At 41.9% G+C, this 26,100-nt stretch carries 28 protein-coding genes; 8 read left to right on the forward strand and 20 right to left on the reverse strand.

The annotated features are described in order from the left end of the window. Positions 1 to 20 precede the first annotated feature (20 nt). Positions 21 to 2,033 carry an ATP-dependent zinc metalloprotease FtsH gene (ftsH, locus tag PHU20_RS18865; protein ID WP_274826970.1) on the reverse strand — a complete coding sequence of 671 codons (2,013 nt, stop codon included), beginning with the start codon at positions 2,031 to 2,033 and terminating at the stop codon, positions 21 to 23. Between the two features lie 9 nt (positions 2,034 to 2,042). Then, on the reverse strand, positions 2,043 to 2,420 hold the full coding sequence (rsfS, locus tag PHU20_RS18870) for a ribosome silencing factor (protein WP_274826971.1): 378 nt from the start codon (positions 2,418 to 2,420) through the stop codon (positions 2,043 to 2,045). A gap of 98 nt (positions 2,421 to 2,518) precedes the next feature. On the opposite strand from rsfS, the gene PHU20_RS18875 reads away from it, so the two are divergent. Next, on the forward strand, positions 2,519 to 3,247 hold the full coding sequence (locus PHU20_RS18875; protein WP_274826972.1) for a biotin--[acetyl-CoA-carboxylase] ligase: 729 nt from the start codon (positions 2,519 to 2,521) through the stop codon (positions 3,245 to 3,247). Positions 3,248 to 3,254: 7 nt separating this feature from the next. Here the strand turns inward: PHU20_RS18875 and PHU20_RS18880 are convergent, their stop codons facing one another. Both PHU20_RS18880 and pyrE read right to left on the reverse strand, forming a co-directional pair. Further along, positions 3,255 to 3,647, reverse strand: a complete 393-nt coding sequence (locus PHU20_RS18880) for an SRPBCC family protein (protein WP_274826973.1) — start codon at positions 3,645 to 3,647, stop codon at positions 3,255 to 3,257. A gap of 10 nt (positions 3,648 to 3,657) precedes the next feature. Continuing rightward, positions 3,658 to 4,299 carry an orotate phosphoribosyltransferase gene (gene pyrE, locus PHU20_RS18885; RefSeq protein ID WP_274826974.1) on the reverse strand — a complete coding sequence of 214 codons (642 nt, stop codon included), beginning with the start codon at positions 4,297 to 4,299 and terminating at the stop codon, positions 3,658 to 3,660. 7 nt (positions 4,300 to 4,306) lie between these two features. Between pyrE and PHU20_RS18890 the strand changes: the two genes are divergently transcribed. After that, entirely contained in the window at positions 4,307 to 4,894 is a 588-nt protein-coding gene (locus PHU20_RS18890; RefSeq protein WP_274826975.1) for an NUDIX hydrolase, read from the forward strand. Positions 4,895 to 4,924: 30 nt separating this feature from the next. On the opposite strand, the gene PHU20_RS18895 is transcribed toward PHU20_RS18890, so the two are convergent. The 4 genes from PHU20_RS18895 to PHU20_RS18910 all read right to left on the reverse strand — a co-directional run bounded on the left by PHU20_RS18895 (position 4,925) and on the right by PHU20_RS18910 (position 9,971). Next, positions 4,925 to 5,332, reverse strand: coding sequence for a response regulator transcription factor (locus tag PHU20_RS18895; protein ID WP_274826976.1), 408 nt, complete (start codon positions 5,330 to 5,332; stop codon positions 4,925 to 4,927). Beyond that, the gene (locus PHU20_RS18900) at positions 5,319 to 8,357 is read right to left on the reverse strand and encodes a PAS domain S-box protein (protein ID WP_274826977.1); all 3,039 of its coding nucleotides are present in this window, start codon (positions 8,355 to 8,357) and stop codon (positions 5,319 to 5,321) included. The genes PHU20_RS18895 and PHU20_RS18900 overlap by 14 nt, the downstream gene beginning before the upstream one ends. A gap of 165 nt (positions 8,358 to 8,522) precedes the next feature. Further along, the gene (gene coaD / locus PHU20_RS18905; RefSeq protein WP_274826978.1) at positions 8,523 to 8,978 is read right to left on the reverse strand and encodes a pantetheine-phosphate adenylyltransferase; all 456 of its coding nucleotides are present in this window, start codon (positions 8,976 to 8,978) and stop codon (positions 8,523 to 8,525) included. 9 nt (positions 8,979 to 8,987) lie between these two features. After that, complete coding sequence (locus PHU20_RS18910; protein WP_274826979.1) at positions 8,988 to 9,971, reverse strand: D-alanine--D-alanine ligase; 984 nt, start codon at positions 9,969 to 9,971, stop codon at positions 8,988 to 8,990. Between the two features lie 186 nt (positions 9,972 to 10,157). On the opposite strand from PHU20_RS18910, the gene PHU20_RS18915 reads away from it, so the two are divergent. From PHU20_RS18915 to PHU20_RS18930, 4 genes are all read left to right on the forward strand, one after another. Further along, entirely contained in the window at positions 10,158 to 10,745 is a 588-nt protein-coding gene (locus PHU20_RS18915) for a PASTA domain-containing protein (RefSeq protein WP_274826980.1), read from the forward strand. A gap of 3 nt (positions 10,746 to 10,748) precedes the next feature. Next, positions 10,749 to 11,774, forward strand: a complete 1,026-nt coding sequence (locus PHU20_RS18920; RefSeq protein WP_274826981.1) for an RluA family pseudouridine synthase — start codon at positions 10,749 to 10,751, stop codon at positions 11,772 to 11,774. A gap of 94 nt (positions 11,775 to 11,868) precedes the next feature. Continuing rightward, positions 11,869 to 12,630 (forward strand): peroxide stress protein YaaA, encoded by a 762-nt coding sequence (gene yaaA / locus PHU20_RS18925; RefSeq protein ID WP_274826982.1) that lies wholly within the window; start codon positions 11,869 to 11,871, stop codon positions 12,628 to 12,630. 51 nt (positions 12,631 to 12,681) lie between these two features. After that, positions 12,682 to 13,047, forward strand: a complete 366-nt coding sequence (locus tag PHU20_RS18930; RefSeq protein ID WP_274826983.1) for a hypothetical protein — start codon at positions 12,682 to 12,684, stop codon at positions 13,045 to 13,047. Between the two features lie 3 nt (positions 13,048 to 13,050). On the opposite strand, the gene PHU20_RS18935 is transcribed toward PHU20_RS18930, so the two are convergent. Continuing rightward, the gene (locus PHU20_RS18935) at positions 13,051 to 13,179 is read right to left on the reverse strand and encodes a 30S ribosomal protein THX (RefSeq protein ID WP_274826984.1); all 129 of its coding nucleotides are present in this window, start codon (positions 13,177 to 13,179) and stop codon (positions 13,051 to 13,053) included. A 128-nt stretch (positions 13,180 to 13,307) separates the two neighbouring features. Between PHU20_RS18935 and PHU20_RS18940 the strand changes: the two genes are divergently transcribed. Beyond that, a complete protein-coding gene (locus PHU20_RS18940) occupies positions 13,308 to 13,976 on the forward strand; it encodes a uracil-DNA glycosylase family protein (protein WP_274826985.1) in 669 nt (222 codons plus the stop codon). Between the two features lie 178 nt (positions 13,977 to 14,154). Next, positions 14,155 to 16,698, forward strand: a complete 2,544-nt coding sequence (locus tag PHU20_RS18945; protein ID WP_274826986.1) for a phosphoenolpyruvate carboxylase — start codon at positions 14,155 to 14,157, stop codon at positions 16,696 to 16,698. Between the two features lie 108 nt (positions 16,699 to 16,806). Here the strand turns inward: PHU20_RS18945 and PHU20_RS18950 are convergent, their stop codons facing one another. The 11 genes from PHU20_RS18950 to PHU20_RS19000 all read right to left on the reverse strand — a co-directional run bounded on the left by PHU20_RS18950 (position 16,807) and on the right by PHU20_RS19000 (position 26,088). Continuing rightward, positions 16,807 to 16,950 (reverse strand): hypothetical protein, encoded by a 144-nt coding sequence (locus PHU20_RS18950; RefSeq protein WP_274826987.1) that lies wholly within the window; start codon positions 16,948 to 16,950, stop codon positions 16,807 to 16,809. A gap of 130 nt (positions 16,951 to 17,080) precedes the next feature. Continuing rightward, positions 17,081 to 18,577: a M20/M25/M40 family metallo-hydrolase gene (locus PHU20_RS18955; RefSeq protein ID WP_274826988.1), complete on the reverse strand. Its 1,497-nt coding sequence runs from the start codon at positions 18,575 to 18,577 to the stop codon at positions 17,081 to 17,083. A gap of 37 nt (positions 18,578 to 18,614) precedes the next feature. Beyond that, positions 18,615 to 18,839, reverse strand: a complete 225-nt coding sequence (locus tag PHU20_RS18960; RefSeq protein WP_274826989.1) for a hypothetical protein — start codon at positions 18,837 to 18,839, stop codon at positions 18,615 to 18,617. 3 nt (positions 18,840 to 18,842) lie between these two features. Further along, positions 18,843 to 19,604, reverse strand: coding sequence for a tryptophan synthase subunit alpha (trpA, locus tag PHU20_RS18965; RefSeq protein WP_274826990.1), 762 nt, complete (start codon positions 19,602 to 19,604; stop codon positions 18,843 to 18,845). A 10-nt stretch (positions 19,605 to 19,614) separates the two neighbouring features. Continuing rightward, a complete protein-coding gene (gene trpB / locus PHU20_RS18970; RefSeq protein ID WP_274826991.1) occupies positions 19,615 to 20,796 on the reverse strand; it encodes a tryptophan synthase subunit beta in 1,182 nt (393 codons plus the stop codon). Further along, positions 20,793 to 21,455, reverse strand: a complete 663-nt coding sequence (locus PHU20_RS18975) for a phosphoribosylanthranilate isomerase (protein WP_274826992.1) — start codon at positions 21,453 to 21,455, stop codon at positions 20,793 to 20,795. The genes trpB and PHU20_RS18975 overlap by 4 nt, the downstream gene beginning before the upstream one ends. Positions 21,456 to 21,468: 13 nt before the next feature. Next, the gene (gene trpC, locus PHU20_RS18980) at positions 21,469 to 22,251 is read right to left on the reverse strand and encodes an indole-3-glycerol phosphate synthase TrpC (RefSeq protein ID WP_274826993.1); all 783 of its coding nucleotides are present in this window, start codon (positions 22,249 to 22,251) and stop codon (positions 21,469 to 21,471) included. A gap of 11 nt (positions 22,252 to 22,262) precedes the next feature. Beyond that, positions 22,263 to 23,255 carry an anthranilate phosphoribosyltransferase gene (gene trpD / locus PHU20_RS18985; protein ID WP_274826994.1) on the reverse strand — a complete coding sequence of 331 codons (993 nt, stop codon included), beginning with the start codon at positions 23,253 to 23,255 and terminating at the stop codon, positions 22,263 to 22,265. 28 nt (positions 23,256 to 23,283) lie between these two features. After that, the gene (locus PHU20_RS18990) at positions 23,284 to 23,853 is read right to left on the reverse strand and encodes an anthranilate synthase component II (protein ID WP_274826995.1); all 570 of its coding nucleotides are present in this window, start codon (positions 23,851 to 23,853) and stop codon (positions 23,284 to 23,286) included. A gap of 21 nt (positions 23,854 to 23,874) precedes the next feature. After that, positions 23,875 to 25,272, reverse strand: a complete 1,398-nt coding sequence (locus PHU20_RS18995) for an anthranilate synthase component I family protein (RefSeq protein WP_274826996.1) — start codon at positions 25,270 to 25,272, stop codon at positions 23,875 to 23,877. Positions 25,273 to 25,509: 237 nt separating this feature from the next. Further along, positions 25,510 to 26,088 (reverse strand): YceI family protein, encoded by a 579-nt coding sequence (locus PHU20_RS19000; RefSeq protein WP_274826997.1) that lies wholly within the window; start codon positions 26,086 to 26,088, stop codon positions 25,510 to 25,512. Between the last annotated feature and the right edge of the window lie 12 nt (positions 26,089 to 26,100).

The following is a 26,100-nucleotide window of genomic DNA, read 5'->3' on the forward strand; positions in this document are numbered from 1 at the left end:
GGCTGTAAAATCGGGTTTATTTATTTTTCCTTGTTTTCTGTTTCTTCTTCCTCTACAATGGTTTCTTTATCCTTGGCTTCGGTTTCTTCATTCACTTCTTGCCCTTTGCCATCGAAATGTTTGTCAAAAGGCCTTCTTCCAAAAATCTTTTCCAAATCTTCCTTAAAAATAACCTCTTTTTCCAAAAGACGTTCGGCCAATTCAATAAGTTTATCCTTGTTGTCATCCAGTACTTGGATGGCCCGCTTGTATTGTTCTTCTATGATTTTCGAAATTTCGGTATCGATTTTTTGCGCCGTCTCCTCGCTATAAGGTTTGGTGAACCCGTATTCGTTCTGGCCCGAGGAATCGTAATAGGTTAGGTTCCCTATTTCTTCATTTAAACCATATACGGTTACCATGGCCCTTGCCTGTTTGGTGACTTTTTCCAAATCGCTTAAGGCACCTGTGGATATTTTGTCGAAAATCACTTTTTCAGCGGCCCTTCCCCCGAGGGTGGCACACATTTCATCCTTCATTTGTTCGGGTCGGACGATCAGTCTTTCTTCGGGTAAATACCAAGCGGCTCCCAAGGATTGGCCCCTAGGTACAATGGTCACCTTGACCAGTGGTGCTGCGTGTTCGAGCATCCAACTAACCGTGGCATGACCGGCTTCGTGATAGGCAATGGTCTTTTTCTCACCGGCCGTAATGATCTTGTTCTTTTTCTCCAATCCGCCGACAATACGATCCACCGCATCGAGAAAGTCTTGTTTGCTAACCGCTTTTTTCTCTTTTCGAGCGGCGATTAGGGCAGCTTCGTTACATACGTTGGCAATATCGGCACCTGAGAAACCGGGGGTTTGACGTGCCAAGAAATCCAAGTCCAAGGTTTCAGCGGTCTTGATGGGCCTTAGGTGGACTTCAAAAATTTCTTTTCGTTCGCGAATATCGGGTAGATCTACATAAATCTGTCTGTCAAAACGACCTGCCCTCATCAAGGCCTTGTCCAATACATCCGCCCTGTTGGTTGCAGCAAGTACGATTACATTGGTATTGGTTCCGAAACCATCCATTTCGGTCAATAATTGGTTAAGGGTATTTTCACGTTCATCATTTGATCCCGTGAAATTGTTTTTTCCCCTGGCCCTACCTATGGCATCAATTTCATCGATAAATATAATCGCTGGGGATTTGTCTTTGGCCTGTTTAAAAAGGTCACGTACCCTAGAAGCCCCTACACCAACGAACATCTCGACAAAATCCGATCCTGAAAGGGAGAAAAACGGAACTTTGGCTTCACCGGCAACCGCTTTTGCCAATAAGGTCTTACCTGTCCCTGGAGGGCCTACCAATAAGGCTCCTTTCGGAATCTTACCCCCTAAAGAGGTGTACTTATCCGGGTTTCTAAGAAACTCCACGATTTCTTCCACTTCCTCTTTGGCACCTTCCAATCCGGCAACATCCTTGAAAGAAGTACGGGTATCGGTTTTTTCATCGAACAGTTTGGCCTTTGATTTTCCGATATTGAAAATCTGGCCTCCAGCACCACCGCCGCCGCCACCGGACATACGTCGCATGAGGTAGATCCAAATCCCTATGATCAATACGAAAGGAAGTATACCCAGTAATAGATCCCCTAAAATATTCGACTCTTTATCGAACTCCACTATGGTATCCAGGTTTTCATCCTTTTTGATTTCGGTGATCTCATTTTGGAAAATCTGTAGATCCCCGTAATCCAAAATATATTGGGGGACCGCACCCGTAGTAGGTAACAAGGGCTTTTCCGCTACATCTTTATGGACTTCTTTCCTTAAAGCCTCATCCGTAAGGAAAACCTTGGCCTGGTTGGTATTGGTAATGATGAGTATCTTACTGATATCGCCGTTCCTAAGGTACTCCTGTAATTCGGAAGTAGTCGTTTTTTTGGTATTGGCGAGATTGCCACCGCCAATGAATTGAAACCCAATAAGAAATACTGCAATAAGTCCGTAAATCCACCAAGAACTGAATTTTGGTTTTTTGGGTGTTGTATTGTTGTCTTTTGCCATTATTTTTTTTTACTGATTTATACTACTTTCCACTGTGGTGAATTTTGCATCGCCCCAAAGTCCTTCTATATCGTAGTATTCTCTAATTTGTTTTTGGAATAGGTGAACGACGACATTGACATAATCCATCAAGACCCATTCAGCATTTTCTTGCCCTTCAACATGCCAAGGCTTGTCCTTGGTGGCCTTACTAACTGTTTTTTGGATAGATCCAACAATGGCGTTCACATGGGTGTTTGAAGTACCATCGCATATTATGAAGTAATCACATACGGTGTTTTCAATTTCCCTTAAATCAAGTAAAGTTATATTTTGACCTTTTACTTCTTCGATTCCTGCTAAAATCAATGCTATTAACTCGTCTGCACTAGCTTTCTTTTTTTGCATTCAAAAGTTTTAATTTCTACAAAGTTATTATTTTTTTGTTCTTTTATCCTTAAAAAAATTAACAATAGGTGTTACACGCTTTTCTAAGGTAGGATAAGATGATAATCAAACTTGGTGCCACGCCCTCTACAAACTTGTACTTAAGGCAATTAATGAATGAAAGACCCTTGGACGATTTTACGATAGTTGTGGCCCGTGAACAAACCCTGGGAAGGGGGCAAATGGGGACGACTTGGGAGGCGGAAGCAGGTAAAAACCTGACATTCAGTGTTTTAAAGCGATTGGATATGCTCGAAATGACCAATCCTTTCGTGTTGAATATGTGTGTTTCCTTAGCGGTTTTCAATACTTTGACCAATTTAAATATACCTGATCTACGGGTTAAATGGCCAAACGACATTCTGTCAGGACATTCGAAAATTTGTGGAATTTTAATTGAAAATATTTTATCCGGAAATCGATTGGTTTCCTCCGTTATCGGAATTGGATTGAATGTGAACCAAAAAACGTTCAAAAATCTTCCGAATGTTTCGTCACTTTCCATATTGAGTGGCAAAATGTTCGATCTTGATGAGTTGGTGGTCTTGTTTCGCGATGCCTTGAAAACCGCTTTTTCCGATTTAGAGCAAAAAGGTACTGCCTATGTTAAGCAAAGTTACGAAAGGGTATTGTTCAGAAAGGATAAACCCTCTACGTTCAAAGATGCCGAAGGCACCGTATTCATGGGGTTCATCCGAGGGGTCTCCAAACAAGGCAAATTAATGGTAGCCCTTGAGGACGAGGTCCTAAAGGAGTATAATATGAAAGAAATCAGTTTGATGTATTAAGGCCGCTTTATAGCGTGCCCAGGTTATCTGATAATGTACCCATGAAATTGGTTATGGGTTTTTTGATCATCATGGCCATCATGGCATTGAATTCACCGCTGAAACTCAAATTGACCTCACAGGAATTTTCATTCAGCGCAACTATATCGGTCGTTAGGGTAAAAGGAAGTTTGTCACTGGCGGCACCCAATACGATTTTTTGGTGTGGTGTCTGCTCCTTGCGTTCCAATACGATCTCAGGCATTCCCTTAAGGGCAAAAAGAAACCGATCATCATTCAAGACCGCGAACTTTTCAATGTTTTCGGGCATAAGTTTCTCAAAGTTCTGAAGATCGGTAAGAAATTCATAAACTTCCTTTGCGCTTTTGTTGATGGTATTTTTAGGCGTTTCTATATGCATGTCGAATCGATTATTTGTTCCATTGGGAAGGGTCTTTACGCCATTCCAAAAGGGTGTTGAGTTGATCTTCCTTGATGTAGCCGGTCTCTGATGCTTGTTTTATTAAATGGGCATAGTCCGAAAGGGTGTGGAGTTCAAGTCCGGTTTTTTCAAAATTGATGGTCGCAGCGTCAAATCCATAGGTGAATATGGCTAGCATACCTTTGATGTTCGCTCCAGCGTTCGAAAGGGCATTGGCCGCATTCAGGCTGCTTTTGCCGGTACTGATCAAATCTTCTATGATCACCACACTTTGGCCATCTTCCAATAGTCCTTCGATCTGATTTTGGCGTCCGTGGGATTTTGGCTCCGGGCGAACATAAATAAAAGGGAGTCCCAGGTAATCGGCCACCAAGGCCCCTATACCTATGGCCCCGGTAGCTACCCCTGCGATTACATCGGGTTTGCCATATAGGGCTTCAACCTGTTTTGCCATTTCCTCCCGCACAAAATTTCTTATGGATGGGTAGGATAGGATAATTCTATTATCACAATAAATCGGGGATTTCCAACCCGAAGCCCATGTAAAAGGATTTTCGGGTTTCAACTTTATTGCATTAATTTGCAACAGAAGCTCTGCAGTCTTTTTTGCCGTGTTTTTATCTAAAACCATTTCGCAAATGTATAAAGTTTTTGTTAAAGAACTGCCCCTGATCTTGACAAATGAATTGTCGGATATTGCCAATAGTAAATATTTTTTGTTGAATAATGGTTCTGTCCGTGAGGCTATAGAAGCTTTGGCTAAGAAAAAGTTGGGTCAAGCTTACATCTACCATCCCAATCATGAAGAGATCCTCAAAAAATTCTGCAAGACCATTCCCAAAGAAATCGCTGCCGGTGGGGTTGTGACCAATTCCGAAGGGAAAGTGCTATTTATTTACAGAAATGATAAATGGGATTTGCCAAAAGGTAAATTGGATAAGGGAGAAACCATTGAGGAATGTGCGGTTAGGGAAGTCATGGAAGAGACGGGAGTTCAAAAATTGAAGATCGAGAACTTTTTGAAAACCACCTATCACATTTTTAAGCGCAACGGTAAATATAAGTTGAAAGAAGTGCATTGGTTCGCAATGAAGACCTCCTATAATGGTGAATTGGTAGGTCAGGAAGACGAGGGGATCCAAAAGGTGAAATGGAAGGGACCAAAGAAAATCAAAAAGGCACTTGAGAATTCATATACGAATATAAAATCGTTGTTCGGTGAGTAGGTAGTCCACACTACCGAGTTTCCGTGTTCTTTATGCTACAGGTCGGGTTATTTCAACTATTCTTTCCTTGGTTATCGGTTTGTTGTTGAACCGGATCAGATGATGGGTTTTTTTCTTGTAAAATTCCCAATTCTCATAGTCGACAGGGTCTATGGATGAGGTGACGATGTTTATGATAATGGTTTCCTTTATAGGGAGTTCAACGAATTCGGCCAAGAATTGCCAACCATCCATGATGGGCATATTGATATCCAGGAAAATAACTTCCGGGGTCTTTTCTGCTGCATCGATGATCTTCTTTATACTGTCAATAGCGAGTTGACCATTGACATGGGTGCTGATCGAATTGAACGTTACTGAGGTATCCAACATTTTTCGAATGCCGAAAACGGTGATCGGATCATCATCCACAATGAAGATGGAATTAATTTTTTTCATTAAAATATATATTAAAAGTTGTTCCGACCCCAACTTGGCTGGTTACCGTGATCTTTCCGTTCATGGCTTCGATTTGGTTTTTCGACATATATAACCCCATGCCTTTGGCCTCAGGGATGTCATGGAAGGTTTTGTAAAGTCCGAATAATTTATCTCCATATTTAGCCAGGTCTATTCCCAGTCCGTTATCCTGGACACTAAAAACGGTGTACCCTTCTTTTTGGGTTGTGTTCAACGTGATGATAGGGTCACGTTGCGGGGATTTGTATTTAACCGCATTGGTGATTAAATTCAGGATAATGCTTTCGGCATAAGCGGGAATTGATTTGATGTTGGCATGATCCGGTATATTATTGATTATCGTTACTTTTTTGTCTTCAAGGAAGGCAGAAAGGTTTTGTTTGATCTTGTGAAGGATATTGTTTAGGTTTAGAGAGGTCTTTTTTAAATTTACGTTGGAATTTATGGCGAGTATATCGTTTAGATTGTCCAAGGTTTCAAGTAAATTATCCGATGCTTCGACCAACATTTTCGTTAGGATTTTCTTTTCTTCCTCATTCTTTTCGTCTACCAAGAAACTCAATAGCATCGAAAAATTCGCGCTATGGGATCGAAGATTATGGGATACGATATGGGCAAAATTGAGCAGTTTTTTGTTTTGTAAGGAAGTGACATTGATCAAACTTCTGAGTTCTTCCTCTTTTTGTTTTAAGTCAGTGATGTCAAGGCTTATACCTACTAAGCCATAGGCACTTCCATTTTCGCCGATCAAAGGGATTTTGGAGGTAAGGAAAGTGGTTGTTTTCCCATCCAGGTTTTTATGTTTTTTCTCATACCCCAAGATCGGTTTTAAGGTGTTGAATACCTGTAAATCCTCTTCCCGTGACATTTGTGCCATTTCGTTGCTGAAAAGTTCAAAGTCATTTTTACCCAAGATCTCATCCGCATTATCAACGTTCATATAATCACACTCGGCTTTGTTGACGAGGATTTTTCTTGATTGTTCGTCTTTTATATATACGTTCAACGGTAAATTATCGATAACCGTTTTCAGTAACTGGCGTTCTTCACGTATTTGACGCTCTTGCTTTTCGGCTTCGGTAATATCCTGAATAGTCGACCAAACAAGTTTTTTGCCCAATTTGTCGACGATCAGGGATTTATTGATGATTACGGTATGGATCGTACCTTTTTTGTGAATCAGTTTGTCTTCGTATGGCCCAAAGCTACCTTTGTCCAATATTTCACCAAGGTATTTATTTTTTATGTCTTTACCGGTATTCTCGAAAAGCTCCCAGAAGGTCATGTTCTGGAGGCTATTGGTGTCATAACCGAACGTATTTTTGAAAGAGGGGTTGTAATCGATGATTTGACCGGTTTCGGTATCGTATAATACATTGCTGACAGGGGACATTTCGTAGAGAGTCCTAAATTTTACTTCACTTTCTTTTATTTTCTCCCTTGCTACGACCATTTCAGTGATAATGCGACCTTCGGCCAATAAGGAAACAATTTTGTTTTTTTTGTTATAAATGGGTTTTATGGAAAAATCTACGGGTATATTATTTTGGTTTTTATCGAGGATGACAACTTCCTTTCGAATGAAATTACCCCTTAAGGCCGATCTTAGATCTTTTAGAAGATTCTTTTTGGTCGTTTCGGTTTTTGGCCACCAATCCGTTTCCCAGAATTTTTTCCCGATAACCTTATCAGCGGTAGTATTCGAAAAATCCAAGGCGGTGTCATTGATTTCGACGAGGGTGCCGTTGACATCAAGAATACCGGCAAGCTGGTATGAGGTATTGAATATACTTTTGAAATTACGCTCTTTTTCCTCAAGCTTTCGTTGGGTCTTTCTTGTTTCGGTAATGTCCAGGGTCATCCCTATAATGCCCTCAATTTCATTATTCGTATTGAGTAAGGGTAATTTATAGACCAACATGGAAATCAAGGACCCATCTTTTTTCTTACCAACGGTTTCTTTACCCAAAATCGGTTCTAAGGTTCTTATGACCTCCAGGTCTTCGTCCCGGAATTCTTGGGCGGTTTTTTTATTGTAAAGTTGGAAATCGGTCTTTCCAAGGATTTCGCTGGGATATTCCACACCGGCGAAATCACATTCAGCCTTGTTTACCAGGATTTTTCGTGAGTCAACGTCTTTGATGTAAACACTGACCGGAAGGTTATCGATCAAGGTTTTTAAAAGTTGTTCACTCTCCTTTATCTTTATTTGTGATCGGACATTGTCATTAATATCTTGGAATGTGCCCATGATTCCGATTAATTTATCATTGTGGAAAATGGGTTTTCCTGAAGCAAGGACCCATTTTTCCTCTCCTTTCGCCGTTATGATCTGGAGTTTATCATTCCATGGAGTCCCATTTTGGATGGCGTTATTGAGTCTCATGGATATGGTGTTCCTACTGTATCCGTTTTTGTAGAATTCCAATGCGGCATCTACATTCGGTTCGTAATCAAGCGGTAAATCATGGATGTTCTTCGTGGTGTCGCACCAGTATAAGGTGTCTTTTTCGATATCGTATTCCCAGGTACCTATTTTTGCAATTTCGGACTTTCCGGTCAGGATCGATTCGAGTTTTTCAACTTTTATTTCATTTTTGACTTTGGAAGTGACATCTTCGGTGTGGGCAATTACCCCAATGATATCTTCATTTTCATCATACCAAGGTACATGGTTCCATTCGAATGTTTTTTTCTGATTGTCTTTCGTAATGAAACTTTCACGGTGTGCCGGGTTATTTATGCCCTTTAGGTTTGCTTTGAGATTGTTAAGACCTTCCGGGCTTAATGTTTTGAATATTACAGCTATCCCTTGCCCTAAAATAACATCGTTCACCAATTCGAAATCATCCACGAATTTGTCGGAAACATGTGCCACCTCGAGGTTTTTATTCAAAAAAACAGTTGCCGTCGGCAGTTGTTTTATCAAATAATTGTTCAGTTTAGTCCGTCTGCCATCTATCATTGCGGTGTAATTTCTTACGAAGATATCGGTATTATCCAATTTGCCTTAAGCTTTGTTGTGAATTGGGCAATACTAGTTGTGATGGGTTATTTAGGCAATATCAAAACATTTTGCAAGTCCCATAAAAGCGCGAAAATGATTACAATAATGTAGGTTTTGTTGCGGTTGGATGACCTTGGGACCATTGAAAATGGCCAAAAGGTGTTATAAGACCTTTACCGTTTCGGGAACCAAAATCGAATAATTCCCTCCATTTCTGATAACATCCCTTACAATGGAAGAACTGATGAAAGATTTGCCCGAAGAGGTCAATAAAAAGACCGTTTCGATGTCGGAAAGTTTTCTATTGGTGTGGGCGATGGCCTTTTCAAATTCAAAATCCGCAGGGTTACGCAACCCACGTAATATGAAACCGGCATTCATTTTTTCACAAAAATCCACGGTTAGCCCTTCATAGGTAAGCACTTTTATTTTCGGTTCGTTCCTGAATTCATTTGTGATGAATTCGAGTCTTTGCTCAAGGGAAAACATGTATTTTTTATCCGCATTGATGCCGACGGCAATGATAAGTTCGTCGAAAAGGGTTATTCCCCTCGTAATAATATCGTGGTGTCCTAAGGTCAAGGGATCAAAAGAACCTGGGAAAATAGCGCGTCTCATGGGGTAAAGTTAGGGGTTTTTGGGCAATACTTCCTGTATGGCATTCCCGAATAGCTCGGAAAGCGATATTCCCGCTATTTTAGCCTGTTGGGGCAGAATGCTTTCCGTTGTCAATCCAGGGGTGGTATTCATTTCCAGCATGTAGGGTTCGTTGTCAACAAAGATAAACTCACTGCGGGAGAACCCTTTCATCTTTAAAACCTCATAGGCGTGTTTTGCCATTTCGCTGACTTTCCTTTCTTGTTCCGCACTTATTCTCGCGGGGGTAATTTCCTGTGACTTTCCTTCGTATTTGGCTTCATAATCGAAAAAATCGTTTTCGGTAACGATTTCGGTAATCGGTAGAACCATGGTTTCACCTTTATATTTTATGACACCTACAGAGACTTCGGTACCCTCTAAAAAGGCTTCGATGATAATCTCATCGTCTTCTTGATAGGCCGTTTCGATCGCAGTTCGTAAAGCCTCCTTTTTATACACTTTGGATATACCGAAACTGCTTCCCGCCTTGTTGGCTTTTACAAAACATGGTAAACCCACTTTTTCGATTATGGCATCCAAATCGATAGGGTCGCCCATATTGAGGTAATAGGAAGGGGCCGATTTGATTCCGTAGGGTTTTAATACACTTAAAAGGTCGCGCTTGCTGAATGTCAGTGCCGCTTGATAGTAGTCACATGAAGTCTGGGGTATGCCGAGCAGTTCAAAATAGGCCTGCATCAATCCATCTTCACCCGGTGTACCATGAATGGCATTGAAAACACAGTCAAATGTAATGGTCTGCCCATTGACGACAACGGAAAAGTCGTCCTTGTTGATAGTAAATTCGGTTTCATTTCCATCCACATAGACCCATTTGTCCTTGAAAATATGTATACGGTAACTGTCGAATTCGGTTTTGTCCAGATAGGAATGTACCACATTGCCGCTATTCAGTGAGATTTTATATTCACTTGAATAACCGCCCATGATAATGGCCACTTTTGTCTTCATAGTATCTCAATTGATCCAGGAGTGATTTTAAGGTTCAAAGTAAAGAAAAAGCGGTGGGTTTCTTTTGAACCAAACGGTGTTTTTTTTGGCGTTTTGAAAATAGCCTTGTCCTTTAACTAACATTTGGGGTTGTGGTCGCATATAGTTTTACCTCATTTCCTATATTTGTGGGATTAATAAAATTTGATGAGACATTTTTTTAACTTTTTACGCAGTCGTACGTTTTTGATACAATTGGTTTTGGCCTTTGTGGTTGCAGTGGTATTGGTCATCGTTACGCTGCGATGGTTGAACAGTTCTACCCGTCATGGGGAGTTTATTGAGGTCCCCGATTTCGCAAAGATGTCCGTAATGGATATGAGGTCAGCGGTAGAAAAGGCCGGGCTCCGCTATGAGGTTTTGGATTCGGCCAAATACAACCCCAACTATCCCCGGTTTTCGATAATCGAACAAGATCCAAAAGCGGGAACCAAGGTAAAGGAAGACCGGAAGATTTATTTAACGGTAAATCCATCGGGATACAAAAAAGTTACCGTACCGAATATCATTCAGGTAACCCAGCGTAATGCCTCGTCAATGCTTAAGGCGGTTGGTTTGGATGTGGAACGGGTAACCTATATCGATGAGCTTGGGAAAGATATGGTGTATCAAATAAAATATAAAGGCAAGTATATCAAACCAGGGGATAAACTTCCCAAGACTTCCAAAATAGAATTGATATGTGGTAACGGCAGTATTACCGAACGTGCCCAAATTAAAGCCGATTCTGAATAACTTATGGGTCCATATCAACAAGAACCTAACGACGAGGAGCTCTATGAGCACCACAAATTCCTTGCCTCAAAGGGGCAAGAACCCCTGCGTGTCGATAAATTTTTGATGAATTTCATCGAAAATGCCACCCGTAACAAAATTCAACAGGCCGCAAGGGATGGCCATATTTGGGTGAACGGGACTATTGTAAAGCAGAATTATAAGGTAAAGGCCGGGGATGAGGTGAAAGTCTTATTCGAGCATCCGCCCCATGAATTATTGCTGACTCCGGAAGATATTCCATTGGATATCGTCTATGAGGACGAGTCCCTAATGGTGGTCAATAAACCGGCAGGGATGGTGGTGCATCCCGGACACGGGAATTACTCGGGTACCTTGATCAATGCCCTATTGTTCCATACGAAGGATTTGCCCACAAATGAGGATGAGCGACCAGGTTTGGTACATCGTATCGATAAGGATACCTCCGGACTCTTGGTGGTTGCAAAGACGGAGGCGGCAATGACACATTTGGCCAAGCAGTTTTTTGATAAAACCTCTGAACGTGAATATATAGCCTTGGTTTGGGGTAATGTCGAGGAGGATGAAGGTACTATTGAAGGACATATAGCCAGGAATCCGAAAAATAGATTGCAAATGCAGGTGTTTCCACTTGGGGACGAAGGCAAGGAAGCCGTGACCCATTATAAGGTGTTGGAGCGGTTGGGGTATGTAACCCTGTTGTCCTGTAAATTGGAAACGGGGCGTACGCATCAAATACGCGTGCATATGAAATTCATTGGGCATACCCTTTTCAATGATGAACGTTACGGGGGGGATAAAATATTGAAGGGAACTACGTTTACCAAATACAAACAATTTGTAGATAATGCCTTTAAGATCTTGCCCCGACAGGCATTACACGCAAAAACATTGGGGTTTGTGCATCCCGTAACCGGGGAGTATATGCGTTTTGATACGGAACTCCCGGAAGATATGGCGCAATGTATCCTAAAATGGCAAGATTATGCCAAGCATAGTAAGCCATGATAAATTCCCTTTATATCGGTATTGAAAACTACTACCTTAAAGGGGTGGACCAATACCATAATCCTTAGTATTTTTAGGGTCAAAATTGAAACGTATGAAGATTGTTGTCTCACCGGCAAAATCCTTGGATTTTGAACGTGATTTACCTACAGATAGGTTTTCCCAACCGTTGTTTTTGGAGAAGGCCCAAACCTTGAACAAGGTTCTTGTGAAAAAGAAGCCCATTGCATTATCAAAGTTGATGGGGATTTCAAATAATCTGGCCGAGTTGAATTGGGAGCGTAACCAAAACTTTTCCATCCCTTTCGATCCTTCAAATGCCAGACCTGCCATATATGCGTTCAGTGGTGATGTTTACCAAGGGTTGGATGCCTATACCATTCCCCAAGAAAAATTGGATAAACTTCAGGATTCATTGCGCATCTTATCCGGTCTATACGGAATTTTGAAACCGTTGGACCTTATTCAGCCATACCGTCTGGAAATGGGAACCTCCTTGAAAATAGGGCGCAAAAAAAATCTTTACGAATTTTGGAAAAAAGAATTGACGGATCATTTGAATACCGAGTTGGAAGAAAATGAACTGTTCATAAATTTGGCCAGTAAGGAATATTTTGGGGCTATTGATGAAAAGAAATTGAAAGTGCCCGTGATTACCCCGGTTTTTAAGGATTGGAAAAACGATAAATTGAAGATCATCAGTTTTTTCGCAAAGAAGGCAAGGGGGGCAATGGTCAGGTATATTGTGGACGAAGACGTAAAAACTTTGGAAGATGTGCGTGCTTTTAACCGCGATGGTTACCGCTACAGTGAGGAACATACGTTAAAAGAAAACGAGCCCGTTTTTATCCGGTAGAATATTTTTGCGATTACGCCGTTGTATTCTTACGAAGCTAAAGCCAAGAATATGAAACGGTTCCTTATTTTAACAATCAGTGTGTTTGTATTCCTTATCGGTTGTACCGATCGCGATGATGTGTTGGATGGGGTGTGGATAAGGGTAAAGAATGTAAGTACCCTACCGTATGACGCCATTCAGGTAGGGGACGAAGAGATGGTTCATACGAATCTTGCTTCCGATTCATATTCCGAATACTTGGCTTATGAAACGGCATATGTCTATGCCTATATCCATATTTTGGTTGGTGAGGAAACCTATGTATTGCAACCCATCGACTTTGTTGGGGAGAGCCCATTGCCTTTAGGCTATTACACCTATGAAGTCGGTTTGGATGAAAACGGTGATGTCACCTTGGATTTCGTTATCGATTAGGCATTATTTCTTTTTCTTGATATCTATTTTTTCTTCCACGGTAACCCTTTTTTTTATTTTTCTAGGCCTTCTTGCACCATAAGAATTATTGGCTATTTTGCCCCTTCGCGACTTTTTGTCCCCTTTTCCCATATCTTGTTTTTTTCGATGTTATTAAAAGTACGGATTTTAGCATTGCTAGTCAATGGTGATTTCCAAGGGATGAAAGTGGTATCTTTGATGCTGATAAATCCGCTCTTGTCAATACCAAAAATCACATTATGTTTTTTCACGACCACCCCTATGAGCCCTTTCTGTTCAAAGAGGCTACAAAATTGATCGTTGGCACCTTGCCGCCCCCACGATTTACCATGGGACGGTTAAAGGAGGGTGATGTCGACTTCTGTTATGGAAGTAAGGACGGCCAATTATGGCACATACTGGATAAGATATTCGAATTGGACCTGAAGTTTGAAACCACATCGGAGGCCATCGAAGAGCGAAAGCGATTTCTGCTTGAACGTAAAATCGGAATTTGCGATATTGTGCAAAGTGCCAGGCGGAGCAAAATAGATGCTTCGGATTCGGGAATGCAACATGTTAAGCTAAGGAACCTTTTGGGTTATCTGGGAGTTTACGAAAAGGTTGACACTTTGTTGTTCACGGGAGGTAATAGTAAAAACGGTCCCGAGTATTTTTTTCGGCAACACCTAAAAGAATTTCATGTTGAATTGGAAGTGGTCGATGATCAAGTGCCTAGGATCCACCAATTCAATCTTCCGAACGCCAAAGGTACCCAAAGAAACATCAGGACCGTTTCATTGACCGCACCCTCAGGAGCTGCCAATAGGGCAGTAGGCAGCCTGACAGCGTATAAGGTGCTAAAGGCCAAAAACCCAAGCTTCAATACGTTGGATTATAGGGTGTTGCAATACCGGCCGTTTTTTTAGTGAAATCCATAACAAAACGGATATTAAATTGACCTTTATGTTGGTTTTGTGGGGTTAGTGCCGTATTTTGTTGGTATAAAAAACAAGCAAAATCGACCGGTGTAAAATGCCGGTATTTGTTACGTCAATGGGGGTACATCCGTATCCCTTGGTTAATAGGATACTTTTACGAGAAACTATGCATCAAATAGAAAGATTAGAGGAGTTTAAAAAATCGGTTCAGAACAAGTTCAATGTGTATAACAGCCTGTTCCTTAATTTACCTTATCGGAATATCGAGAATGTCGGTATGGTCGTGCCCCTTTTGCACCATCAATCCGTTAAAGGCTTGAAAGCGGGCCTTAATCCACAAGAAATCCTGGAATCATTTTTTGCGAATTATGTGAATATTGAGAATGAAAAGGAGCAGATCGATTTTATGTTCCGCATTATACAATATGTAGAACGCCAAGTTGTTTTATACGATAGTGTAGAGGATGCGGCTTTTCCAAAGCTGCAAGAGCATAGCGATTCCCTTTCCATCAAGGATTATTTTCAACTGGTGAACAAGACGAAAAGTTGGGATAAGGTGGCCGAAAAACTATCGAACTTCAGTGCCCGGATCGTTCTTACCGCGCACCCAACCCAATTTTATACTTCGGCCGTTCTCGATATTATGAACGATCTGCGGTCGCTTATCGTGGATAATAAGATCGATGACATCGATGTTACCCTACAACAATTGGGACTTACCTCATTAATGAACAGTCAAAAGCCCACACCTTTGGATGAGGCCAAGAATATCATTTATATACTACGGCATGTTTACTATGATGCGATGGGTGATCTGTATGCCTATATAAAAGAGAATATTGATAACGATGATTTTGAGAACCATAACATCATGAAACTTGGGTTCTGGCCGGGCGGTGACCGGGACGGAAACCCTTTTGTGACCGCTGAAATCACCAAGAATGTTGCCGATGAATTAAGGTTGAACCTTTTAAAATGCTATTATAACGACCTTAAATCCCTTCAGAAAAAACTAACCTTCGCCAAAATACAGGACCCTTTAAAGGCTTTGCGCAATAAGGTGTATTCGGCAATGTTCGATTCAAAAAGGCCGATCGCTTACGAAGAGATCATCGATCCCTTGATGGAAATGCGCGACTTATTGGTCAATGAGTATCATGGTCTCTTCTTAAGTAAATTGGATCATTTTATTGATAAGGTAAAGATTTTCAAGACCCATTTTGCCTCACTTGATATACGGCAGGATCATAGCAAACATGTCTTGGCCGTTGAAACCATTTTAAAGGAAAACGGGTATTTAAAGGAAAGTTTGTCCGAGGTTTCAGAGTCGGAACTGATTGATTTGTTATTGAGGGAAGAAATAACGGCCGATCCCGATACCTATGAGGATATTGTCAAGGACACTTTGTTGAATATTCAACAGTTGAAAGACATACAAGCCAAAAATGGGGAAGACGGTTGCAATAGGTATATCATCAGTAATTCTGAGGATATATTCTCCGTGTTGTTTGTATTCGGTCTATTCCGATGGGCCGGTTGGGAAAAGGATGCCATTACCTTTGATATCATTCCCCTATTCGAAACCATGAAGGGAATGTCCGGGGCAGAAGGTATCATGCAGACCCTTTTTGATCTGCCTGAATATCAAAAACACCTTGAGCAGCGGCGGAAAAGACAGACCATGATGCTCGGATTTTCCGATGGTACCAAAGACGGAGGGTATGTTAAGGCCAACTGGTCTATCCTTAAAACCAAAGAACAATTGTCGAAGGTGTGTAAAAAGAACGATATAAAAGCCATGTTTTTCGATGGTAGGGGAGGCCCACCGGCACGTGGTGGAGGTAGAACACATCGTTTTTATGCTGCCCAGACCAAAGATATCGCCAATAACGAGATTCAGCTCACCATTCAAGGGCAGACCATTACGAGTACCTATGGGACGAAGGAACAATTTCAGCATAATTGTGAACAATTGTTGACCGCCGGATTGTCCAATAACCTATTCGGAAAGGAAAATGTGATTTCCAAGGAGCATCGAAAATTATTGGAGGAATTGTCCGAATTGAGTTTTGCCAAGTACGATGCGTTGAAAAACCATGAAATGTTCATTCCCTATCTCGAAAACAGGAGTACGCTCAAATATTACCAAAAGGCGAACATCGGCAGTAGGCCTGGGAAACGTGGGAATAAAAAACAATTGACATTAAGCGACCTAAGGGCTATTTCATTCGTCGGTTCATGGAGTCAATTGAAACAGAATGTACCTGGTTACTTTGGTATCGGTACGGCTATAAAAACCATCCGTGACTCGGGGCGCCTCAGGGAATTGAAGAAAATGTACAAGGAAGTTCCCTTTTTTAAGGCCTTGATGCATAATAGTATGATGTCGCTCACCAAATGCTATTTTGAATTGACGAGTTATATGAAGGAAGATGCGAAATACGGCGAATTTTGGAATATCCTTTATAATGAATACCTCCTATCGAAAGAAATGCTATTGTTGATTTCAGGATCCAATGTTTTAATGGAAAATGAAGGTATTTCACGGGAATCGATACAAATCAGGGAGAATATCGTACTGCCACTTCTGGTGATCCAACAATATGCCCTCCAAAAAATAGGTCAGGAAACGGATTATAAGGAAATCTATGAGAAGATAGTAACCAGATCCCTTTACGGAAATATCAATGCGAGTCGAAACTCGGCTTAATGTAATGGTAAAAAAAGGACCTACAAGGTTGTTTGATCTTGTAGGTCCATATAGCTTAAATCACTTTTATTACCGGTAGGGTTTTTAAACCCTATTGGGTAGTAAAGACTATTTCTTGTTTTGTTGCTTTTTTATAGTGGTCTTGTCTATATCGAACGTATTGGTATCGATACCGGTATTACCGGTTGGATTGGTAGGATTTGATTGTTGTACTTTTCTTTTGAATTTCTTTTTGTCTTTGATTATTCCCATTTTTTCGGTTTTTATGTTCAACCTTAATATAGGATTCGCAAGTCGAAATCTCCGTTAAAGGCGTTGTAAACCTCTGTTAAGGAATGTTAATGACCACTGTGCATTACAGTAATGGCAACAAGACTACGTATTAATTCAAAGGGGTACTCAAAATGCCATAAAATGCTTTGATGCCATAAGCGATTTGAGCGATTTTGAGGTTTTCATTCGGACTATGCTGATTGTTGTCGGCATTTACCAAAGGTACGATGAAAGCCGGTATTTTCAATTCGTTGATAAAAGGGGCAATGGGTACGGTACCCCCCATAATCCGGATCTGGACCACATCCTCACCGAAAGAATCGTTCAATACCTTTACCAAGAAATGGCCATATGCATTGTCCAAATCGGTTCTAAAAGCATTTGTTACACTGCCTTCGGTAATGGTGATGATCTTGTCATGGGCCATGCGCTCCTCTTTGGTAGGAACACCCTCCATGACATAGAACCCTTGGTTTGCAATATGTTTTTTGACAAGGGTTTTTAATCTGTTTCCATCGGTTTCCGGAACTAACCGTATATCTATTTCCGCCGTGGCACTTTCCGGGATAATGGTACGTGCTTTCTCTCCGACCCACCCCGAGGCTAGACCGCGGATGTTCAGGGAAGGGTATTGTAAGGATTCCTGATAAAAACTGCCCACCTGTTCCGGGGTTTTAATGGCGAGATTTGCATTGATGTTTTCTGCATCTTCCGGCACTTTTTTTAAGATTTCCATGGTTGGGTCGTCCAATGTGATACCATCATAATATCCTTTGATCAAGACTTTGCCATTGGGGTCTTTCATGCTGGCCAATACCTGTGACAACTGAAAACCCGGATTGGGGGCATAATTCCCGTAATGTCCACTATGTTGTGGCTTTATTGGGCCGTAAGTGGTTAACGAAAGGCTGGTAATACCTCTACAGCCATATACCACTGTGGGTTTTCCTGAGCCATGTACCGGTCCGTCATTGATGACCAGAAAATCGGCCTTTAGTAAATCCCTGTATTCCTTTACGGCATCCGGTAAGGGTTTGCTGCCTTTTTCCTCTTCGCTATCCAAAATCACCTTAACATTGAATGGCAACACGACGTTGTTCTTTTTCAATAGATCAATGGCGTTTAAAAACATGACTATGGGGCCTTTGTCATCCGAGGTTGAACGACCAAAAAGCCGCCAGTCGGCATTCATGTTTTTAGTAAGACTGTCAAAAGGTTGGGTTTTCCATTGGTCGCCTTCTTTTGATTTCAAAACGACTTGGTACGGATTCGGTTGATCCCATTTTGAGGGATCCACGGACTGCCCGTCGAGATGCATATAAAAAAGTACGGTAGGTTTTTGGTCTTCCACGGGCAATGCCGCAAAGAACAGCGATTCCCCTTTGGTCGGCAATAGGGAGGAATTAAAGCCCCTTTCGTTGAATTTTTTGGTGAGCCAAGTAAGGTTCCGATTGATATCGGCGTGTTCCAAAGCATCATTGGGTATGGCTACGAACTCCCTTAATTCATTGATTGTGTGGCTTACATAGGCGTTAAGGACATCATCATCTTGAGCAAAAGTATGCGCTGAGATACATACAAGGAATAGGGCTATGATTTTTTTCATTTTCTTTTTTGGGAATAAGTTTTAAAAGTAGGCATTTCTAATTTTTCAACAAGCCTATTACCTTTAAAATAATAAGTCGGAGAAGGAGTAAAAAGGGAAAGCCGTGGAAAATGACATCGAACCAATCCATTGGCCCCATACCGATCGCTCCACCGGCTATCCACCGTATTTTACCCCAAATATGGGGTTCTGGAAAAAATGGGGCCAACCCCAATGTCAAACAAAGTAAGATGACCAGTTTCCACTTGTTGATGAATTCCATGGCTTAACGGATGGTTTTGATAAAATCGGGAATTCCCTCGATTCCAAATTGGTTCAAATGCTTAATGAATGCAGAGCCAATGATTGCCCCGGAAGTGGTACGGGTGGCTTGGTTAAAGGTCTCCGCATTATTGATCCCAAATCCGACAATTTGGGGATTGTTGAGGTCAAGGGCCGCAATGCGTTCAAAATAAGCTTGTTGTTCCGATCCAAAACCGGACGTGGCCCCAGTGGTACTGGCCGAACTGACCATGTAAATGAATCCGTTCGAGGCATCGTCAATTTTTCTGATGCGCTCATCACTGGTTTGGGGGGTGATCAAAAATATATTGATCAGCCCGTATTTTTTAAACGTCGCTTCGTAATCTTGTAGATATACATCCAAGGGTAAATCGGGTAAAATGAGTCCGTCAATACCAATTTCCTTACATCGTTTGCAAAAGGCCTCGACGCCATATTGAAACACCGGATTAAAATAGCCCATAATGATCAAGGGGATGGAGACCGATTTTCGGATATCCTTCAATTGTTCAAAAAGTAATTCGGTGTTCATCCCGTTTTTCAAAGCGGCCGTTGAACTTTCTTGAATGGTGGGGCCGTCTGCCAACGGGTCTGAAAAAGGTAATCCGATCTCGATGAGATCCACCCCGTTCTTTTCGAGGTCCTGTATGATGTTCACCGTGTCGTTGAGTTCTGGATAACCGGCGGTAAAATAAATGGAAAGGATTTTTTTATCCTCCTTGAGTTTTTGGTGTATTCTGTTCATCGGAAATGGATTATAGCTTGAAATAATCAATGTATGTGTCGAGATCCTTGTCGCCACGACCCGAAAGATTTATAACGACGATATCATTTGGTTTGAATGTCTTTTCTTCCAAAACCGCAAAGGCGTGTGAGCTTTCGATGGCGGGAATGATGCCTTCCAACTTGGATAATAACAAGCCGGCTTTCATGGCATCGGCATCGGTTATTGATATGAATTCCCCGCGGCCAGACCGGAATAAATGGGCATGCATGGGGCCAACACCGGGATAATCGAGTCCGGCCGATATGGAATACGGTTCGGTTATTTGTCCGTCCGGCGTCTGCATCAACAGGGTCTTGCTTCCATGAATGATCCCAACTTTCCCCAATGCGGAGGTTGCTGCACTTTCCCCGGAATCAATTCCTTTTCCGGCAGCCTCAACCGCGATAATTCCGACATCCTCTGTATCCAGATAATGGTAAAAAGCACCGGCGGCATTACTGCCCCCACCGACACAGGCAATGACATAATCAGGGTTTTCAACACCCTCTTTTTCTTTTAATTGGGATTTTATTTCTTGGGAAATCACCGATTGAAACCGGGCGACCATATCGGGGTAAGGGTGTGGCCCAACCACCGAACCTATAATATAATGGGTGTCTACGGGGTTATTGATCCAATCGCGGATGGCCTCATTGGTGGCATCCTTTAAGGTTCTACTACCGGAAAGTGCAGGGCGTACTTCGGCACCCAACATTTTCATTCGTGCTACGTTCGGTGCTTGTCGTGCAATATCTATCTCTCCCATATAGACCACACATTCTATTCCCATCAGCGCACAGACCGTAGCCGTGGCAACACCGTGTTGACCGGCACCTGTCTCGGCAATGATCCTGTTCTTACCTAGTTTTTTGGCCATGAGTATCTGCCCTATGGTATTATTTACCTTATGGGCACCGGTATGGCAAAGGTCTTCCCTTTTTAAGTAGATCTTCGTGTTGTATTTTTTCGATAACCTTTCTGCGAAGTATAATGGGGTCGGCCGGCCAACATAATCCTTCAATAAATGGTCGAATTCCTTTTTGAACGAAGGTTCTTCCATGATCTGGATATAGTTTTGGCGTAATTCCTCGGTATTCGGGTATAGCATTTCCGGTATGAATGCCCCTCCGAATTCTCCATAATAGCCTTTTTCGTCTGCGTTGTAACTCATCTTAGTTCTTTTATAAAATCTTTTAATGCGCCAAGATCCTTCAATCCTGGCTCAATTTCAAATTGGCTGTTCACATCAATGGCATGGCAAAGGTTTGAATTTGGCAGCTTCATGAATTCCTTGATCGAATCCAAGTCCATAGGCCCAATACCCCCACTTAAGAAATAGGGTTTTTTGGATGGAAAATCCTTTAAAATCTTCCAGTCGAACTTGTATCCATTGCCACCGGGCAGTTTTCCCTTGGTATCGAAAAGGTAATAATCACAAACCGATTCGTAAGGCTCAAGTTCCTTGAAATCGAATTCATCCTTTAATGAAAATACCTTAATGATATCGACACCTTTCAATTCGCTCTTTAGCGTACGGCAATAATCCGGGGATTCCTTGCCGTGAAGCTGTACTGCCACTAATTTATGGGTGTTTACCTTCTCTACGATCTCTTCGATATATGCATCGACAAAAACGCCTACCTTTTTGATACGATGTGGTAAAATGATGGGCTTTTCATCGAAATGCCTTTTGGACGGCTCCCAGAAAATAAACCCAAGGTAATCGGGATTTAAGGTCGCGACCTCAGCGGCATTTTTGTTCATACCACAGACCTTGACCTTTATCGGTTCCTTTTTCGGATCTTTGGCAAGTTTATGGTATTGGCTCATGGGTCTCTTGTTTTCAGTTCAAAGCGTTGATGAATGCCGTCGCACTTACCCCGGGATCTTCGGTTTTCATGAAATTTTCACCGATAAGAAAACCCTGATACCCAAAAGGCCTTAATTCCTTTATGGCTTCAATGCTACTGATACCGCTTTCCGATACTTTCACGAAATCGTCCGGGATGATCTTTGAAAGGTTTTTACTGGTCTCCAAACTGACTTCAAAAGTCTTAAGGTTGCGATTGTTGACCCCCAACATATCCAGACTGGGCATGATCGATTTGTGCAATTCCTCCTCATTGTGTACTTCCAATAAAACATCCAAATGCAAGCTTTTGGCCAATTCGGAAAACAACTTTATTTCGGATGGGGATAAAATGGCGGCAATCAAAAGAATAACATCGGCCCCATAGGCTTTGGCTTCTATGATTTGATATTCATCAATGATGAATTCTTTTCGGAGTAATGGCATTTTTACCGATGCCCTTGCTGCTAAAAGATCGTCAAGCGATCCTCCGAAATATTTGCCATCGGTTAAAACGGACATGCCACAAACACCTGCATGTTCATAGCCTTTTGCTACATCCTGTACATTAAGGGTATGATTGATGACCGATTTGGAGGGCGACCGGCGCTTATGCTCCGCAATAATTCCTGTGGGGCTATTCCGAAGTGCTTGCGCCAAAGAATTACTTTCCCGCCCAAAAAGTACGGAGGCCTCTAATTGGGATGTGGGAATCAATCCTTTTCGAAGTTCTACCTCGACCCTTTTGTCTCTGACTATTTTATCTAGGATATTCATGTAATGAGCGATTATACACTTAGTGCCTGTAATTTATTCAATGCTTTTAAGCCTTTTCCGGAAAGTAAGGCTTCTTTGGCGTTTTCAAACCCTTCTTTTGGGGAAACTCCATTAACCGTAGCGATGGCGATACTGGCATTGGCGCAAACCACATTGTTTTGTGCCTCGGTTCCCTTGCCGTTAAGGATGTCCATAAATATCCTTGCCGATTCTTCGACAGTCTCACCACCGACAATTTGGGATTGTTCCACACGTTTTATTCCAAAATCCCCAGGGTGCAACATGCCTTCCGATTTGTTCGATATGGTTTTGGTGGCCCCTGTCAATGATATTTCATCATAGCCATCCAATGCATGTAAAACGGTAAAGTTTTTATCGGTTTTTTGGTATAGGTACCCATACATACGGGCCAATTCCAAATTGAAAACCCCTACCATCTGGTTTTTGGGGAATGCGGGATTTACCATGGGCCCTAACATATTGAAAAAGGTTTTTACGGCCAATTCCCTTCGAATGGGGGCCACATTTTTCATGGCGGGATGAAAAAGGGGGGCGTGCAATACACATATTCCGGCCTCCTCAATCGACTTTTTAAGAAAATCAGCTTCATTGCTGAACGTAATGCCTAAAAATTCCATGACATTACTACTGCCACATTTTGAGGAAACCCCATAGTTACCATGTTTGGTCACTTTTACCCCCGCACCGGCGGTGACAAATGAGGCCAAGGTAGAAATATTGAAGGTGTCCTTGCCATCACCACCCGTTCCACATAAGTCAATGGGGTTATAGTCCGATAGGTCAACGGCCAAACATAGATCCAATAAGGCATCGCGGAAACCTTCCAACTCTTCGATCGTAATGCTGCGCATCATATACACGGTTAAAAAAGCGGCGATCTGACTTGTATTGTATTCCCCTTTGGCGATGTTCACCAAAACTTGCTTGGCATCTTCCTTTGTAAGGAAGTCGTGATTGATCAATCTGTTTAAAATATCTTTCATAAATGCTGAATTTGTTTCAGTGTTTATTCTATGCTTTATCGCGTAACCAGTTCTTTAGCATGGTTTTACCTTGTGGGGTCAACACGGACTCGGGATGGAATTGTACAGCCCGTACGTCATACTCCTTATGGCGGAGCGACATGATCTGGCCGTTTTCATCAATCGAAGTCGTTTCCAAAACCTCTGGCAGGTTGGGATCCACCACCCAGGAATGATAGCGCCCAACTTCTATTTCCTTAGGCAAACCCTCGAAGAGGATATCGTCTTTGGTCACTGTTATTTTGGTTGCGATACCGTGATAAACCTCATCAAGATTGATCAAGGTGCCCCCGAACACCTCGGCAATGGCCTGTTGTCCCAAACATACACCAAAGATACTTTTGGTCGGGGCGTACTCCGATATGATTTGCTTTAGCAGTCCAGCTTCATCCGGGATGCCCGGACCGGGTGATAGGACGATTCTTTCAAAAGCACCAACCTCTTCCAAAGTGAGTTGGTCGTTTCGTTTAACGGTGACATCGCAATCCAGATCTTCCAGATAATGGACTAGATTATAAGTGAAACTGTCGTAATTGTCTATTACCAATATTTTTTTCATAATTATCTTGTTCTGGAAATTTTAGATGGTTTCCGCAATTTCCAAAGCCTTGGTCAATGCTCCCAATTTATTATAGGTTTCCTGTAATTCGTTTTCAGGGTTTGAGGCTGCTACCAAACCAGCACCTGCTTGATAATGCAGTTGGTGGTTTTTGCTCAAAAAGGTCCGGATCATAATGGCATGGTTAAAGTTTCCCTTGAAATCCATAAATCCGATGGCACCCCCATAATAGGCCCTATTTGTCTTTTCGTATTTTTCTATGAGCTGCATGGCCATATGCTTGGGTGCACCACTCAACGTACCGGCAGGGAACGTATCGGCTACGACTTTCATGGTACTGATGTCCTTTTTCTTTTGCCCCGTTACTTTGGACACAAGATGAATCACATGGGAAAAGAATTGTACTTCCCTATAATTGTCCACGGTGACCATGTTCCCATTTCTACTTAAATCGTTACGGGCCAGATCGACCAACATGACATGCTCGCTGTTTTCCTTATGGTCCTGTGTCAACTTTTTGGCCAATTCAGCATCTTTCTCATCATTACCCGTTCTTTTAAAGGTACCTGCTATAGGGTGGATTTCCGCCTTGCCGTCGCTAACGATCAATTGGGCTTCAGGGGAACTTCCGAATATTTTAAAATCCCCATAATCAAAATAGAAGAGGTAAGGGGAAGGGTTTACAGAGCGTAGGGCCCTATACACATTGAATTCATCCCCTTTGAACCCTTGGGAAAACCTTCTGGAAAGCACCAATTGGAAAACATCGCCCCTTTGGCAATGTTTTTTGGCCAGGGCTACATGCTCTTTGAATTCTTCGTCCTTGAGGTTCGAGGTTGGGGCTCCCTCTTTATTGAAATTGTAGGTGGCAAAATTCTTAACATTCAAGATGCGTTCAATCTCAGCAATATTGATGTCTTTTTCATAGCAATGGGCAAAAATATAAGCCTCGTTCTTGAAATGGTTAATGGCGATGATATTTTGGTAAACGGCATAATAAATGTCGGGAATATCCATCGCCTTGTCTTTCTTCCCGATTTCAATGTCTTCAAAATAGCGCACGGCATCATAGGACATATACCCGAACAGTCCGTTGTTTATGAACTTGTACGAATTTCCATCGGCTTCGAATTTTTGACTAAATTCATTTATGGTCTGTACCACATCGGTATCCGGTCCTATTTTGCGGGTTGCGCTGTGCCCATCGGGAAATCGTTCCAGAATGGTTTCGTTCTCAATTTTTATCGATGCGATGGGGTTGCAGCAGATATAGGAAAAGCTATTGTCATTGGCATGATAGTCACTACTTTCCAAGAGTATACTGTTCGGGAACCTGTCCCGTATCTTTAAATAGACGCTTACCGGGGTAATGGTATCTGCCAGGATTTTCTTGTGGTGCGATTTAAATTTGTACTGCATGTTCAAAATATGGAATTAAAAAAGGCCTGTCGTGATAGACAAGCCTTTTATATAGTTTTACTACAATGATGCTCAGCTCACGACGTTTTTCGTAAGTTGTTCCACCACCATGTATTTGCTCCGTTAATTTTCATTGCATCAAATATAGAAATGATTTTTTAAACAACAAATACGTTTTTTGTAAAAAATAACGGTTTCAACGATCCCTACTTTTCAAGATCGTGTTCCCGTATCGGATCAAAATACCAAATCAACCACAAGATCGAATTCATCATAAATGGTTTTGTCCCCTAGATTGTCGAAAAAACTACCGGATCCATAACGTATATCATATTCCGCCCTATCCACTTTCATGGTGGCTGTCGCTTTACTACCATATACGGATACATCGAAAGTAACCGATTTGGTAATGTCTTTGATCGTTAAATCCCCGGTAACTTCATAGGAGTTCTTGCCTGTGGCCTCTACTTTGGTAAAAACCAAAGAGGAGGTCGGGTGGGTGGCAACGCCAAAGAAATCGTCAGACTTTAAATGGCCCTCCAATTTACCTTTGGATCCACCTTCAAGATCGGTACATATAAGGCTTGTCATGTCCACAATGAATTCCCCTCCTGAGAGCTTTCCTTCTTCGAATACCAGTTTACCGCTTTCTAGGGTAACGTTGCCATGATGGGAACCCGTGACCTTGTATGCTTTCCAAGTCACCGAGCTTTCACTGGTCTTGACTTCTTTTGTTTCTTTTTTCACGGGTTCTGTTGCTGTTGCTGTAAAGCCGAATACTACGGCCAAGGTCAATGCAAAAAAATTCTTTTTCATTTGTTTTTGATT

It is taken from the genome of Maribacter polysaccharolyticus, from assembly GCF_028882255.1.
GTDB classification, from domain to species: Bacteria; Bacteroidota; Bacteroidia; order Flavobacteriales; family Flavobacteriaceae; genus Maribacter_A; species Maribacter_A polysaccharolyticus.